General features: G+C 55.9%; 12 protein-coding genes. 4 read left to right on the plus strand and 8 right to left on the minus strand.

What is annotated here, in order from left to right; all coding sequences use genetic code 11:
* Positions 1-206: 206 nt before the first annotated feature.
* The 8 genes from AC2FJF_RS08760 to AC2FJF_RS08795 all read right to left on the minus strand — a co-directional run bounded on the left by AC2FJF_RS08760 (position 207) and on the right by AC2FJF_RS08795 (position 9,576).
* Positions 207-2,420 (minus strand): NADP-dependent isocitrate dehydrogenase, encoded by a 2,214-nt coding sequence (locus tag AC2FJF_RS08760; RefSeq protein WP_496724721.1) that lies wholly within the window; start codon positions 2,418-2,420, stop codon positions 207-209.
* A 333-nt stretch (positions 2,421-2,753) separates the two neighbouring features.
* Positions 2,754-3,302, minus strand: coding sequence for a tetratricopeptide repeat protein (locus AC2FJF_RS08765; protein WP_496724723.1), 549 nt, complete (start codon positions 3,300-3,302; stop codon positions 2,754-2,756).
* A 124-nt stretch (positions 3,303-3,426) separates the two neighbouring features.
* Complete coding sequence (locus AC2FJF_RS08770; RefSeq protein WP_496724725.1) at positions 3,427-4,452, minus strand: trans-3-hydroxy-L-proline dehydratase; 1,026 nt, start codon at positions 4,450-4,452, stop codon at positions 3,427-3,429.
* A gap of 9 nt (positions 4,453-4,461) precedes the next feature.
* The gene (locus AC2FJF_RS08775) at positions 4,462-5,700 is read right to left on the minus strand and encodes an NAD(P)/FAD-dependent oxidoreductase (RefSeq protein WP_496724727.1); all 1,239 of its coding nucleotides are present in this window, start codon (positions 5,698-5,700) and stop codon (positions 4,462-4,464) included.
* The gene (locus AC2FJF_RS08780) at positions 5,697-6,629 is read right to left on the minus strand and encodes a 4-hydroxyproline epimerase (protein ID WP_496724729.1); all 933 of its coding nucleotides are present in this window, start codon (positions 6,627-6,629) and stop codon (positions 5,697-5,699) included. The genes AC2FJF_RS08775 and AC2FJF_RS08780 overlap by 4 nt, the downstream gene beginning before the upstream one ends.
* Positions 6,620-7,579 (minus strand): dihydrodipicolinate synthase family protein, encoded by a 960-nt coding sequence (locus AC2FJF_RS08785; protein ID WP_496724731.1) that lies wholly within the window; start codon positions 7,577-7,579, stop codon positions 6,620-6,622. The genes AC2FJF_RS08780 and AC2FJF_RS08785 overlap by 10 nt, the downstream gene beginning before the upstream one ends.
* A 135-nt stretch (positions 7,580-7,714) precedes the next feature.
* Entirely contained in the window at positions 7,715-8,773 is a 1,059-nt protein-coding gene (locus tag AC2FJF_RS08790) for an ABC transporter ATP-binding protein (RefSeq protein ID WP_496724733.1), read from the minus strand.
* Positions 8,770-9,576 carry an IclR family transcriptional regulator gene (locus tag AC2FJF_RS08795; protein ID WP_496725212.1) on the minus strand — a complete coding sequence of 269 codons (807 nt, stop codon included), beginning with the start codon at positions 9,574-9,576 and terminating at the stop codon, positions 8,770-8,772. Before AC2FJF_RS08795 ends, AC2FJF_RS08790 begins: the two co-directional genes overlap by 4 nt.
* A gap of 150 nt (positions 9,577-9,726) precedes the next feature.
* Between AC2FJF_RS08795 and AC2FJF_RS08800 the strand changes: the two genes are divergently transcribed.
* From AC2FJF_RS08800 to AC2FJF_RS08815, 4 genes are all read left to right on the plus strand, one after another.
* The gene (locus AC2FJF_RS08800; RefSeq protein ID WP_058271992.1) at positions 9,727-10,986 is read left to right on the plus strand and encodes an ABC transporter substrate-binding protein; all 1,260 of its coding nucleotides are present in this window, start codon (positions 9,727-9,729) and stop codon (positions 10,984-10,986) included.
* A 96-nt stretch (positions 10,987-11,082) separates the two neighbouring features.
* Positions 11,083-12,006, plus strand: a complete 924-nt coding sequence (locus tag AC2FJF_RS08805; RefSeq protein WP_058271993.1) for a carbohydrate ABC transporter permease — start codon at positions 11,083-11,085, stop codon at positions 12,004-12,006.
* Between the two features lies 1 nt (position 12,007).
* Positions 12,008-12,856 carry a carbohydrate ABC transporter permease gene (locus tag AC2FJF_RS08810; protein WP_058271994.1) on the plus strand — a complete coding sequence of 283 codons (849 nt, stop codon included), beginning with the start codon at positions 12,008-12,010 and terminating at the stop codon, positions 12,854-12,856.
* A gap of 22 nt (positions 12,857-12,878) precedes the next feature.
* Positions 12,879-14,219 (plus strand): alpha-glucosidase/alpha-galactosidase, encoded by a 1,341-nt coding sequence (locus AC2FJF_RS08815; protein ID WP_496724735.1) that lies wholly within the window; start codon positions 12,879-12,881, stop codon positions 14,217-14,219.
* The last annotated feature ends 8 nt before the right edge of the window (positions 14,220-14,227 follow it).

The raw sequence follows: 14,227 nt of genomic DNA on the forward strand, positions 1-14,227 counted from the left end.
GAGAAGTTTGGACCTTAAAACTCGAAGATTACGGGAATCCCCTAATTTCCAAGAATTGTGGATTGGTTAACATGAAATCAACTGCACCGGTGAGGCTTCGGCCTGACCACTCACTCAAAAAAGGGTCGACTTTGGGGGTCGCCCCTTTTTTCTATTGATCTCATCAATCCAAAAATACCCACGCCGCAAAGCGTGGGTACTGTTTATCAGCCGATGATCGCGTTCAGTGTTGCGCTGGGGCGCATTACCGCTGCGGTCTTCGCAGGATCGGTGTGGTAATATCCACCGAGGTCCGCCGCAGCACCTTGAACGGTCGCCAATTCAGACAGGATCTTGCCTTCGTTGTCCGCCAGCTCTTTTGCAATCGGCGCAAATTCTGCTGCCAATTCAGCATCATCGGACTGCGCGGCAAGGGCTTCGGCCCAATAACGCGCGAACCAGTAGTGGCTGTCGCGGTTGTCCGGCTGTCCAACTTTACGGCTGGGCGATTTATTGTTGTCCAGGATGCCTTGCGTGGCCGCTTCGGCCGCAGCACCTAAAACACCCGCTTTGGCGTTGCCTTTGTTGTCGGCCAGGAAGTTCAGCGATTCACCCAAAGCACAGAATTCACCCATCGAGTCCCAGCGCAGGTGGTTTTCCTCGACCAATTGCTGCACGTGTTTCGGAGCGGACCCACCCGCACCAGTTTCGAACAGACCACCGCCATTCATCAGCTTTACAATCGACAGCATCTTGGCCGACGTGCCCAGTTCCAGAATCGGGAACAGGTCAGTCAGGTAGTCGCGCAAAACGTTGCCCGTGATTGCGATGCTGTCCTTACCTGCCGTGATGGTTTCCAACGACTGGCGGGTCGCCTCGCGCGGAGCCATAATCAGGAACTTGTCGGCAACCCCAGCCGCCTCAAGCGCCGGTTTGACGTATTTGATCAATTCCGCATCGTGAGCGCGGTTTGCGTCCAGCCAGAAGATCGCTTCGGATCCGGTCAGGCGCTGACGGTCCATGGCCAACTGGATCCAGTTTTCGATCGGAGCTTTCTTCACAGTGCAGGCACGCCAAATGTCGCCCTTTTCAACGTCGTGTGAATGCAGCCTTTCGCCATTGGCCAGAACGATACGGATGGTGCCGTCGGCCGGCGCTTGGAACGTCGTCGGGTGCGAACCGTATTCTTCCGCTTTTTGCGCCATCAGGCCGACGTTGGCGACAGCACCGACAGTGGCTGGGTTCAGCGCGCCATTGGCTTTGAAAAAGTTAATGCTCTCATCATAAACCGATGCATAGCAGCGGTCAGGGATCACACAGTTGGTGTCGCCCTTGGCACCGGCCTCGTCCCAGCCTTTGCCGCCTGCACGGATTACGGCAGGCATCGAGGCATCGATGATCACGTCCGAGGGCACGTGAAGGTTTGTGATGCCCTTGTCTGAATCGACCATGTACATGGACGGCCGGTCAGCCTTGATCGCGTCAATTGCCGCCATGATTTCGGCATTGTCCTGAACACGTTCCCGCAAATCGCCAAGACCCGAGTTTGGGTTCACTCCCAATGCGTCCAGCTCTGCTCCAAATTTCTCGAACACCGGAGCCAACCACGCTTTGACGGCGTAACCAAAAATGATTGGGTCCGAGACCTTCATCATCGTGGCTTTCATGTGCAGCGAGAACATCGTGCCGTCTTTCTTTGTGTCCTCAATCGCATCAGTCAGGAAGGATGACAGCGCCTTGACGGACATGAATGTGGCGTCTGCAACGGTGCCCTCGGCCAGTGGCCAGGCGTCTTTCAGGACAGTGACGCTGCCGTCTTTGCCGACAAATTCGATCTTGGCATCACCGGCCTGAGCGGCGGTAATGGTGGCGGACTTCTCGTTGGCATAGAAATCATTGCCAGACATCGACGACACTTTGGTTTTGCTGTCCGACGCCCACTCCCCCATCGAATGCGGGTTCTTCTGAGCATAGTTCTTCACCGCACGCGCCGCGCGACGATCCGAGTTACCTTCGCGCAGAACCGGGTTCACGGCCGAGCCCTTGATAGCGTCGTAACGCGCACGGATCGCCTTTTCCTCATCGGTCGACGGCTCTTCGGGGTAGCTCGGGATGTCATAGCCTTGTGACTGGAGTTCCTCGACGGCCGCCACCAGTTGCGGGACCGATGCCGAGATGTTTGGCAGTTTGATCACGTTGGCGTCGGGCGTTTTCACCAGCTCGCCCAATGCGGCCAAATCGTCGGTGATGCGCTGTGCATCAGTCAGTTTTTCCGGAAAGGTCGAGAGAATACGACCGGCCAATGAAATATCCTTGGTGCCAACACTGACACCTGCGGCACCAGCAAACTTGCGAATGATGGGCAGAAACGAGGCGCTGGCCAGTTCGGGCGCTTCGTCTACAATGGTATACAATATGTCGAAGTTCGAGTTATCTGCCATATTCTTTTACCTTTTTTAAACCTTTCGGGACGTGCGATCCAAGAGTGTTCCACTTTTGCGTGGCGTAGGTGGGGCGCGTTTCTCCTACCGCCCCGACGGTGACTCTGATTTGACAGGGCCTCCCATAAATCAGGAAGGGCCTGGGATCAATCATCTAAAGCGCGCGCATATTGCCACGGGTAGTCAGATTTACGGATTGGACCATGGGTATAACTATTGATCAGTAATTTTGCGGGTAGTTATTGATCCAGCTTTTTGCCGGTCCAAAACGCCTTGAACCCGCCTTCGTTTGCAATTTGGTTCACGTGATCTTCAATTGCGGTGTCCAAATGCTCAACAGAACCAGCGTCCGCCTCGCGTGGAACCGAGGTTCCCGCTCCCCGCATGACTCGGGTCGAGATCCAGAACCTTCTCAAAACCATGAATAGCGGCAGATGTGTTTCCTTGATCCCTGTCGAACTGGGCCTTGTGAAACAATGCCTCAGTGCTGCTTGGGGCAAGCGACAGAGCTTTTTCATACGCTGTTTCAGCAGATTGGACATCGCCCGTCGCGTGATAGGCAATAGCACGCCACAAAGTTGAATGTGGGTCGTCGAGAGCGAGAGCCAAAGCACTGCTATAGTCCGAAATTGCCTTTTCGTACTGTTTGCCGCTGTAGTACGCCCAACCACGAGATCTCAGCAGCGTGCTCCGGTTTTTTGGGGTAACATCCACGCCATTCATCAAAGTTGTGCAGGCCGCAACCACATTTGCCATGCCGCCTTTGTTGCCAAGGCATGACTGGGCCAGCTGCGTGTAGTTTGGTCCAGATTTTGATGGTGAATTGAAGGACAGCAACAACGTGGCGATCACAATAGCCAGGGCGGCAAGACGAATGTGCATTACACCTCCAATCTGTTCAAAGCACTCACCTTAAAGTGGCAATCCAGAACCTATACTCAAGGAAACGGGTCGCCAAATTTGCGTAATGAAACGGAAAAGACACAAGCGCAATCGCAGAAGTTGATCAAACGCCCCAAGTGTCACTCAACCGATACCCACCCGGCCAGGGATCGTCTGGGTCAAGCATGTGCTGATGGGTTCCGGTGATCCAGCCGCGCCCGCTGATTTCTGGGATGATAGCGGGTTGGGCGCCAACCTGCGTTTCCCGAACAATTCGCCCGGTAAAGCGCGAGCCGATGATCGAGACGGCCTCAAAGGTTTGCCCGACCGTCATCTGCCCTTTGGCCGCCATTAGTGCCATGCGCGCAGATACCGCTGTGCCAGTGGGCGAGCGGTCAACCTTTCCGGGCTGGATGGCAACAGCAGATTTACCGCGCCAACCAGTCGGGGTTTTTTCAAGCGGGCCACAAAAAGCGCAAAAGGAAATGTGGGGCCAATCCGGGTTCTCGGGATGCGAGAACCCTAATTGCGCGTTGGCGGCATTCGTAATTGAAACGCCGATCCGGGCGATTTCACAGGCTTCGTCTTGGGTTATGTCAAACCCCAGCTTAGCGGCATCTACAACCACGAAACTGTCGCCTCCAAAAGCCGTATCAACAGTCAGCGTGCCCAAACCCGGAACCTCTAACGGGACAGAGAGCTTACCCGCAAAACTGGGAAGGTTTTGCACGTGGATCCGTTCTGCCTTACCGTCTCGGCATTCAGCGCGCACGCGAACCAGGCCTCCGGGCGCTTCGAGCGTCAGATTGGTTTCAGGCTCTTGGATCGGGATGATCCCGCTATCCAGCAAAACCGTCGCAACACAGATTGAGTTTGAGCCGGACATGGGTGGAGTGTCCTCGGGCTCCATGATGATAAAAGCGGCGTCGGCATCCGGGTGTTTGGGCGGAACCAGAAGATTGACGTGCCGAAATACACCGCCTCTCGGTTCGTTCAGTACAAAGTTTCTTAGCGTCTGATCGTTGGCAATATGCGTTCGTTGTTCCCAGATCGTGTCACCCGGCGGCGGTGAGACGCCGCCAACGACAACATCGCCGACCTCGCCTTCGGCATGGGCCGACACGACATGAATGGTCTTGATACTGCGCATATCCCCTCCTCAAAACCGGGTGGCGGCGTAAGGCGACAATGATATTGGTGGGTCTTGCCCATCGACCAGCGCCCCGACGAGTTCCGCAGTTCCCGCAGATTGGGTCAAGCCCAAGTGCCCGTGCCCAAAGGCGTAAATGACATCCACCGATCTACGAGACGCGCCAATCACCGGAATGCTGTCTGGCAAGGATGGACGAAACCCCATCCATTGCGTGCCACCTTCTGTTTTTAGTCCAGGCAGGAACGCCGCCGCCTTTTCCAACAAAATATCGGCGCGCTTGTAGTTTGGCGGCGAGGTCAATCCACCCAGTTCGACAGCCCCCCCTACGCGCACGCCGCCGTTGATCTTGCTGGCAACAAAGCCGTGGCGCGAGAATGTTAGGTGCATACGCAAATCAAATGCGCCCTCCGGCAAAGTCGTATTGTATCCACGCTCGGTTTCCAGTGGGATGCGATCGCCCAATGTTTGCGCTATGTGATGAGACCAGGCACCCGCGGCAATCACCACTTTGGCCGCATCAATTGTTCCGTTCGCGCATGCGACGCGCACACCATTTTCCAGCGGTAACAGCATTCGGATATCTTTCCGTTCGATCTGACCGCCGCGACCCTGAAAAACCTCAGCAAGATGTTCGACCCATCGCTTCGGATCAACAGTGTTCAGCCAGTTCGGTGTAAACCCCGCATGGGTGAACCGAGGGCTGAGGCCCGGCTGCATCTCAGCAATCGCGGCGGGGCTTTCAAGCAGTTCAAATTCGATCCCGTGTTCGCGTCGCAAGTTCCATGTCGGCAAACTGGCGCGATATTCAGCCTCGCCTTCATACAACTGCATCTGCCCATCGCGTTGCAACAAGTATTCGGCGTCGACGTTTGGTATCAGCTGATCAAGCGCAGTTTTGGATAACGCCATCAAACTGGCTTGTGCGCCGAGTAAGTTTTCATAGCGATCCGGTCGACTGGCCCGCCAAAACCGGTACATCCACGGTGCAATTTTCAAGGCGTAGGCCGGCGGGATAGACAGTGGGCCCAACGGATCCAACAACCACTTTGGAGCTTTTCGCATGATGCCGGGCGTGGCTAGTGGTTCGACCTCAGAAAAGGCAAAGGCACCGGCGTTGCCGGCTGATGTTTCGGCCGCGATGCCCTTACGGTCCAATACAAGGACGGAATGGCCGCGTCGTTGCAGTTCGAGCGCGGTCGTAATCCCAATTACTCCGGCACCGATGACAACGACTTGTGGGGTCATGTTTCGATCCCGGCTTTGAAAGGATCGTGTTCGTCGAACAACAACGTGGCCTCAGCCATGATAAAGGCCTGCCCAGTGATCGAGGGGATAACACCCCCGTTTGGCCCGGGCTGGTAAGACAATTGATAGGAACTGCCAATCACGCTTTGCTGGATGATCTCCTGACTCGGCGCCAAACGGCCGTCGGCCGCCAGACAGGCCAGCCGAGCCGAACTGCCCGTTCCACATGGTGAGCGGTCGTAATTGTCATCGGGGCACAGAACGAAATTGCGACTGTGTACCGCCGGGTCCGGTGAAGATTCCTGTAAGATGACATGGTCAATCGGTTCGCCATTTTCTCCACCAGCCCCTTGCGCGATCGAGGCTTCGCGGATGGCGATCGACATGTCCGTTAGGTTACGAATGTTCACGGGCTCGACGGGGATCGGGCTGGGGTCAACGATAAAGAACCAGTTTCCGCCATATGCCACGTCGCCTGTAATCTGGCCGAAACCCGCGACATCCAGTGTAACGGCCTGATGAATCCTACGGCTTTCAATGTTGGTCACGGTAACGGTGTTTGCATCGTGCAGCTGGACCGTCACCACACCGGCGGGCGTTTCGATCCGGTGTTGGCCCACGTCGATTCGTCCCAGATGAGCCAATGTGATCGCCAAACCGATGGTTCCGTGCCCACACATGCCCAAAACGGCGTCGACATCGAAATAGATCACACCGGTCACGCATGTCGGATCAACCGGCTCGACCAGTAACGCAGCGACCATGGCTGGCTGACCGCGCGGCTCTAACATGACCGAGCGATAGAACGCCTCATGTTCGGTCGCCAGGCGACTTGCCCGCTCAGTCAAAGACCCGGATCCAAGTCCCGGCGCGCCATCCAGAATGACGCGCGTCGGTTCACCGCCTGTGTGACTGTCGATCACATGCATTCAGCGATCACCCCACCCTGCCTCGACCAATCGGCGAACCATGTTTGGAACAGATCATATTGCTGCTCGCAATAATTACGCTGTGCATCGGTCAGTTCATCCGTTTCGTTAAAGTGCAGACGGTATTCCTGCTCCCCGTTCAGGACCAGCAAGTGCTTGTAGTACAGCACCAAATCCGGGCCTTCGTCAAAGCTGGAAAGCACTTGAATCGCCTCTGTGAGTTCCTGCGCACGTTGGCGGGCCTCGGCATGGCCTTGCGCCGCCTTTTTGGACAGGGCGGCCAGCAGCAATGCTTCGCGCGGCAAGGCTGTGCCTATTCCCGTGATCGATCCGGTTGCACCGCAATTTACGATACCGTGGTAAACCTCGGTATCAACACCAACCATTAGGGTGACCTGATCATCCTGACTGGTGATGTTTTCAGCCGCATAGCGCAGGTCGTCTTTGCCACCGAACTCCTTGAATCCGATCAGGTTTGAATGTTCCGCGCGCAGAGCAAAGAACAGATCGGCCCGCGTAGCAAAGCCATAATACGGACTGTTGTAAATGATTGCCGGAACATCGGGGGCGGCTGTCAAGATCGCTTTGAAGTGGTTCTTCTGTGCGGTAGGTGAACTGCCGCGAGACAGAACGCGTGGAATGACCATCAGGCCAACGGCGCCTACCTTTTGCGCATGGGCTGCATGGGCTACGGCGGACTTGGTGTTGATGGCGCCGGTCCCGACCACAACGGGCAAACCCCCATCGACCAAACGCTCGACGCCTTCCATCCGCTGCGCATCTGTCAACAAGGGCCAATCCCCCATCGAACCGCAGTAGACCACCGCGGACATACCCGCCCCGATCATCTGCTTTCCTTTGTGCACCAAGGCATCAAAGTCAGGCGTCCGGTCGGGTTTGCATGGTGTCATCAGAGCGGGCATCGTGCCGGTGAACACATTGGTCGACATTGGTAAATTCCTCGATGGCTGGGCGGTTACACACGCTTTTGGAATCGCCATAACGGATATTGGATACAAAATCCAGAAAAATTGAAAACGCGCCGGATCGATGATCGGGCGCGCTCAAATTACAAAATGGATTTTTCAGCGAAGGCGGTGACCTGTTTCGGGATCAAATAGCATCGCGCGTTCCGGCCGCACTGACAGCCCGATGCGCTCACCTTGCTTGCTGCGCTGATCTTCTCGTTCCTCGACAATCAACTTATCGCCATTGGGCGTCAGCAAATACGTATAGCTCACGCCGCCAAGCGCTTCGGTCAGATCAACCGTGCAAGTGTCGCCTGCCCGGTCCACTGTGATGTGCTCCGGACGTATACCAAGAGTCACTTTGTTCATCCCAGCCGGTACGTTTACAGGCACATCCAACGGTTCACTAAGGGCCGGGTGCGAGACCTTCCCATCGATAATATCGCCGTCAAGGAAGTTCATTGCAGGCGATCCGATGAACCCCGCTACAAACCGATTGTCCGGGTCCCGATACAAGTCCATTGGCGCGCCGACCTGCTCGATCCGGCCATCGCGCAGCACCACGATCTTGTCGGCCATTGTCATCGCTTCGACCTGATCGTGGGTCACATAGATCATGGTCGCGCCAATTTCATTGTGCAGTCGCGCAATCTCGACCCGCATTTCTACGCGCAGCTCCGCATCAAGGTTGGACAGAGGTTCGTCGAACAAAAACACCTCAGGGCCCCGCACGATGGCACGCCCGATGGCGACACGCTGGCGTTGCCCGCCGGACAAGGCCTTGGGCTTGCGCTTAAGGTATTGATCCAACTTGAGGATGTTCGAGGCGTCTTGCACTTTCTTGTTGATCTCGGACTTGGGTACACCATTCATGCGCAATCCAAAGCCCATGTTCTCGGCCACGGTCATGTGCGGATAAAGGGCATAGGTCTGGAACACCATGGCCACGCCGCGCTTGGCCGGATCCATATGGGTCACGTCGCGTGCGCCGATATGGACTTGCCCTTCGGTCGTTTCCTCAAGGCCCGCTATCATCCGCAGCAAAGTGGATTTACCACAGCCCGAAGGGCCGACGAAGACACAGAACTCTCCATCTTCGATCTCCAGATCAATGCCGTGAATAACCTGCGTCTCGCCATACCGCTTGATCGCCTGGTTCAGAGTCACACCTGTCATGTCGCTTGCATCCTGTTTGTTTCGGAGCTCGGGCGGGTCTCGGGGAACCGCCAGGCCTGTGCTTCGGCTCCGATTTGTTCGGCCACACGGCGAACACGGGGAACCCAGGTTTCCAATTGGTCGAAATTCATCCGTTCGGTCGATCCGGTCACGGAAATCGCCCCTAACATCCGCCCGCCCGAGGTGAGGATTGGACAGGCAATGCAGATGATGCCGGGCTCATGCTCTTCGTCATCGACGGCGTAGCCACGACTGCGGATCAGGTCGAGATCGGCGCGCAACGCCGCCTCGGATGTCAGTGTTTTGTCGGTAAAGCGGTGGTAGCTTTGCTGAGACGCGGCGCGGTCCAGCGCGGCCTCATCCAGAAACGCCATCATGGCTTTACCCACGCCTGTGCAATAGGCCGGACCGACCTTGCCAGCCTGCGAATACATCTCAATCGGCTGGGCTGCGTTGCGTTTATCCACGTACAGCACCTGATTTGAATCAAGCTGTGCCAAATGCACCGTTTCCCCGGTTTCCCGGCTCAATGCATCCAGAAACGGTCGCGCAATCGGCGCGAGCGAGCTTTGTGTCCACGCTGCATGAGCCAGCCGAACCAATCGCAACCCTGGCGTATATGTCTGTCGGTCCGGATCATACGACAGCATTCCCTGATTGGTCAGCGTTTGCAGGAACCGATACAGGGTCGCCTTGGGGAAATTGCTGCTTTCCAACAGCTCTGCGAATCGGACCGGGCGCGCGAACGCAGCCACCTGATCCAGCACATCACATGCTTTTCCTATTGTTCCGTCACCAGCCACGGGTGCCTGTTCTCCTCCCATTAACCCATCGCAATCGACACGAGGGTCTTGACAAGACTAACCGAGTCGATGTGTAGTTTTCAATATATAAAACACGGTTTCATTATTTGGAACCTTAAAGACATAAAATGGAAGCTAAGGGAGGAAACCATGCATTCCATGTACAAGCGCACTGCCGCCGCTTTGGCAGCCAGTGTCGCACTTGCGGCACCTGTTGCCGCCGAACTGACCGGCGAGCTGCGAATCTTTCTCGATACCTCCAACCCGGCGCCACGCGCGACGATGGAGGCGATGATCGATCGATTCGCGGAACAGCATCCGGGTCTGGAAATCGAAACCACCGTGATCGACCGCGAGGCGTACAAAACTCAGATCCGTAACTTTCTAACTGCGGATACGCCGGACGTGGCGACGTGGTATGCGGCGAACCGCATGAAGCCCTACGTCGAGGCGGGCCTGTTCGAAGATGTATCGGATTTGTGGGCCGAACCTGAGATCGCCGAAAATCTGGCGTCGACCAAAGGTGCGATGACCATTGACGGCAAGCAGTGGGGTGTGCCCTACACATACTATCAGTGGGGTGTTTACTATCGCAAAGACATCTTTGACGAGTTAGGCCTGACCGAACCCACAACCTGGGAAGAAGAGCTGGCAAACTGCCAGAAGATCGTCGATTCCGGTCGTGCCTGCTATACCATCGGCACCAAGTTCCTGTGGACCGCTGGCGGTTGGTTCGACTATCTCAACATGCGCACCAACGGGTTCGACTTCCACAACCAGCTTGCCAATGGCGAAATCAGCTGGGAGGACGACCGGGTCAAACAAACCTTCGCCAACTGGAAACAGCTGATCGACATGGGCGCTTTCGTCGACAACCATCAAACCTATAGCTGGCAAGAGGCCCTGCCCTTCATGGTGAACGGCGAAGCCGCCGCGTACCTGATGGGTAACTTTGCTGTTGCTCCGCTGCGCGAAGCGGGATTGACCGACGACCAATTGGACTTCTATCAGTTCGTTTCTATCAACCCGGATGTAGAATTGGCGGAAGATGCGCCAACCGATACCTTTCACATCCCGGCCAACGCATCGAATAAAGAAGCCGCGCGTGAGTTTCTGCGCTTTGCCGTTTCCGCAGACGAGCAAACTCAGATCAACAACGGCGCAAACCTGGGCCAGCTGCCTGTGAACGCCCAATCGTCCGTCGATGAAGACAAGTTCCTGCAGCAAGGCTTTGAGATGCTGTCCGCCAACAGCCCCGGCGGCGTCGCCCAGTTCTGGGATCGTGACGCACCTGCGGAAATGGCGAAGGTGTCGATGGAAGGGTTCCAGGAATTTATGGTCAAGCCGGATAATGCTGACCGTATCCTGTCCAAACTGGAACGCGCACGTCAGCGTATCTACGAAAACTAAACCGGTCGGGTCGGGCTTTTGCCCGGCCTGCACCACTTCTTGTGTAAGGCGGGTGCATACCCGGCTTACTCCTTTGATCCAAAACCGAGTGAGCACATGTCAGCCGTCGATGTCCCTGAACAAGAAAGCTGGTTCCACAGAAATCAACAGCGCATAGCGCCCTGGCTCTTTCTGGCTCCGGGTCTGCTGTTCTTCATGGTCTATGTGATCATTCCGGTATTCCAATCCTTCAACTTGTCTTTGTACGAATGGGATGGGCTTGGCGCAGCGGAATATGTGGGTTTTCGCAACTACGAAGACCTGTATTGGGAATTGGCCGATCGCGACGCGTTTTACATATCACTGAAGAACAACCTGATCTGGTTGATCATGTACCTGCTGGCAATCCCAGCTGGTCTGTTCATTGCTCTGTTCCTGAATCAAACCGTCTGGGGCATTCGGCTCTATAAGTCGCTGTTTTTCTTCCCCTTTGTCATCTCTCAGGTCGTCGTCGGACTCGTTTTCACGTGGTTCTATGATCCGACTTTCGGCCTGTTGAACGAATTCCTAGGCTTCTTCGGCTTCGGCCCGCTGAATGTTCTAGGGGATGAGCGTTTCGTCACCTACGGCATCATCTTTGCCGGACTCTGGCCGCAAACAGCCTACTGCATGATCCTGTATCTCACTGGCCTGAACGCTGTGGATCCTGAACAGATCGAGGCCGGACGTCTGGACGGTGCAAAAGGCGGGCGGATGCTGTGGCATATCATACTGCCTCAACTACGCCCCGCCACCTTCATTGCTTTCGTTGTCACCATCATCGGCGCGCTTCGGTCTTTCGATCTGATCTCAATCATGACCCAAGGTGGCCCGTTCGGTTCATCCCGTGTGCTGGCCTATTACATGTTCGAAGTCGCGCTGTCTGAATACGGCTTCCGCATGGGATATGGCGCCGCCATCGCGGTGATCCTGTTCCTGATCATGCTGTGCTTCATCGCCTATTTCCTGTGGTCGATGTACCGCGAAGAAAGGGGGCATTAAGATGTTTCCCAAACCCATCGAAAAACAACCCCGCGGGGCTCAGATCACCTACCAGGCGATGCTGCCCCTGGCACTGCTGCTGTGGCTCGGCCCCCTGCTGGCGGTAGCGCTGTTCTCGGTCAAGCCGGCAGCCGACTTTACCAATGCGAACTACTGGGGGATGCCGTCCAGCTTTGAGGGTGCCTACAACTATGGGCAGGTATTCTTCAACTCGGACATGCCACGCTATTTGCTGAACTCGTTCATGATCACCATTCCAACAGTGATCGGTGCCGTTGCGCTTAGTTGCATGACCGGGTTTGCACTGGGGATCTATAAATTCCGCTCAAACATCTGGATCTTTTTCATGTTTGTTGCCGGGAATTTCGTACCATTTCAGATCCTAATGGTTCCTGTGCGAGATCTTACTCTAGAACTGGGTCTCTACAACACCAAAACCGGCCTCGTTTTGTTCCACATTGCTTTCCAAACGGGCTTTTGCACATTGTTCATGCGCAACTTTATCCGCGCCCTGCCCTTCGAACTGATCGAGGCGGCTCGCGTTGAAGGCATCAGTGAATGGCGCATTTTCTGGTACGTGGTCCTACCGCTGATGAAACCGGCGATCGCGGCCCTCAGTGTGTTGATTTTCACCTTCATCTGGAACGACTACTTCTGGGCTGTTGTCCTGACACAGGGTGCGGAAAGCCAACCCGTGACAGCAGGTATAACCAGTTTTAACGCCCAATTTCGGGCGGCCTATCAACTAATGAGTGCCGGTTCCATCGTCGCGGCTCTGCCGCCGGTGGCCATGTTCTTCCTCATGCAGAAACACTTCATCGCGGGTTTGACCCTCGGTGCCGTAAAATAACGTCAAACCAAAGGTTTGCCACATGACCAAGATCACCTTTATCGGGGCAGGCTCCACGATCTTCATGCAGAATATCGTGGGCGACGCCCTGCTGACACCTGCACTGGCCGACAGCCATTTTGCGCTGATGGACATCGATCCCGTGCGCCTTGCCGAAAGCGAGGCCGTCGCCAGGGCGATGATCCGCTCTGTCGGAACAGGGGCATCTGTCTCAAAGCATACCGACCGGCGCGCCGCGCTTGAAGGCGCCGATTTCGTCATCACCGCCTTCCAGGTCGGCGGCTACAAACCCTGCACGGTGACGGATTTCGAGATCCCCAAACAATACGGCCTGCGCCAGACCATCGCTGACACCCTGGGCGTCGGCGGCATCATGCGAGGCCTGCGCACGGTTCCTGTGTTGTGGGACGTTGCACGAGACATGATGCAGCTCTGCCCAAACGCAACGCTGCTGCAATACGTGAACCCGATGGCGATCAACACATGGGCCCTGGCAGAACGTTTCCCGGCGCTGAAACATGTCGGCCTGTGTCACTCTGTCCAAAACACCGTTGAAGAACTTGCTCACGATCTGGACCTGCCCAAGGACGAGTTCCGCTACAAGGTGGCAGGCGTGAACCACGTGGCCTTTTTCCTGAGGCTAGAGCATGACGGGCGCGACCTCTACCCGGCATTGCGGCAAGGGTATTCCGGCGGGCAAATTCCCAAACCACCGCTTTTGATGCCACGTTGCCCCAACAAGGTGCGGTATGAGGTGATGGAACATCTGGGCTATTTCTGCACGGAAAGTTCAGAACACTTGGCGGAATACGTTCCATGGTTCATCAAAGATGGCCGCCAGGACCTGATTGAGCAGTTCAGCATCCCTCTGGATGAATACCCAACCCGTTGCGAGGAACAGATCGCCAGTTGGAAAGAACAGGCAAAGACCCTGACTGACGGGCGTGATATTGAAGTGATCCGAAGCCATGAGTTCGCCGCCGACCTGATGAATGCGATCGTGACTGATACGCCCTACGTGGCGTATGGGAACCTGCCCAATACTGGACAGATCCCTCAACTCCCCCTTGGCGCGGCTGTCGAAACACCTTGCCTTGTCGACACTAACGGTGTCCAACCTTCGGTCGTAACAGATATTCCGCCCCAGCTGATCGCGCTGATGCGCAGCCAGATCAACGTGCAGGAACTGACTGTGCGGGCATTGGTTGAGCAGAACCCAGAATACATTTACCACGCCGCTATGATGGACCCGCATACGGCCGCTGAACTGGACCTGCGTCAGATCCGCAGCTTGGTTAGTGACCTGTTGGTGGCACATGCCGATTGGTTGCCAGACTGGTGCAAACCCGCCAAGGCGGCCTGATCCCAATT

The organism is Ruegeria sp. CDSB013, assembly GCF_059611165.1.

What these genes read in the sequence shown, in the direction of transcription:
- AC2FJF_RS08760 (WP_496724721.1), bottom strand. Translation starts at nt 2,420, where the DNA reads ATGGCAGATAACTCGAACTTCGACATATTGTATACCATTGTAGACGAA.
- AC2FJF_RS08765 (WP_496724723.1), bottom strand. Translation starts at nt 3,302, where the DNA reads ATGCACATTCGTCTTGCCGCCCTGGCTATTGTGATCGCCACGTTGTTG.
- AC2FJF_RS08770 (WP_496724725.1), bottom strand. Translation starts at nt 4,452, where the DNA reads ATGCGCAGTATCAAGACCATTCATGTCGTGTCGGCCCATGCCGAAGGC.
- AC2FJF_RS08775 (WP_496724727.1), bottom strand. Translation starts at nt 5,700, where the DNA reads ATGACCCCACAAGTCGTTGTCATCGGTGCCGGAGTAATTGGGATTACG.
- AC2FJF_RS08780 (WP_496724729.1), bottom strand. Translation starts at nt 6,629, where the DNA reads ATGCATGTGATCGACAGTCACACAGGCGGTGAACCGACGCGCGTCATT.
- AC2FJF_RS08785 (WP_496724731.1), bottom strand. Translation starts at nt 7,579, where the DNA reads ATGTCGACCAATGTGTTCACCGGCACGATGCCCGCTCTGATGACACCA.
- AC2FJF_RS08790 (WP_496724733.1), bottom strand. Translation starts at nt 8,773, where the DNA reads ATGACAGGTGTGACTCTGAACCAGGCGATCAAGCGGTATGGCGAGACG.
- AC2FJF_RS08800 (WP_058271992.1), top strand. Translation starts at nt 9,727, where the DNA reads ATGCATTCCATGTACAAGCGCACTGCCGCCGCTTTGGCAGCCAGTGTC.
- AC2FJF_RS08805 (WP_058271993.1), top strand. Translation starts at nt 11,083, where the DNA reads ATGTCAGCCGTCGATGTCCCTGAACAAGAAAGCTGGTTCCACAGAAAT.
- AC2FJF_RS08810 (WP_058271994.1), top strand. Translation starts at nt 12,008, where the DNA reads ATGTTTCCCAAACCCATCGAAAAACAACCCCGCGGGGCTCAGATCACC.
- AC2FJF_RS08815 (WP_496724735.1), top strand. Translation starts at nt 12,879, where the DNA reads ATGACCAAGATCACCTTTATCGGGGCAGGCTCCACGATCTTCATGCAG.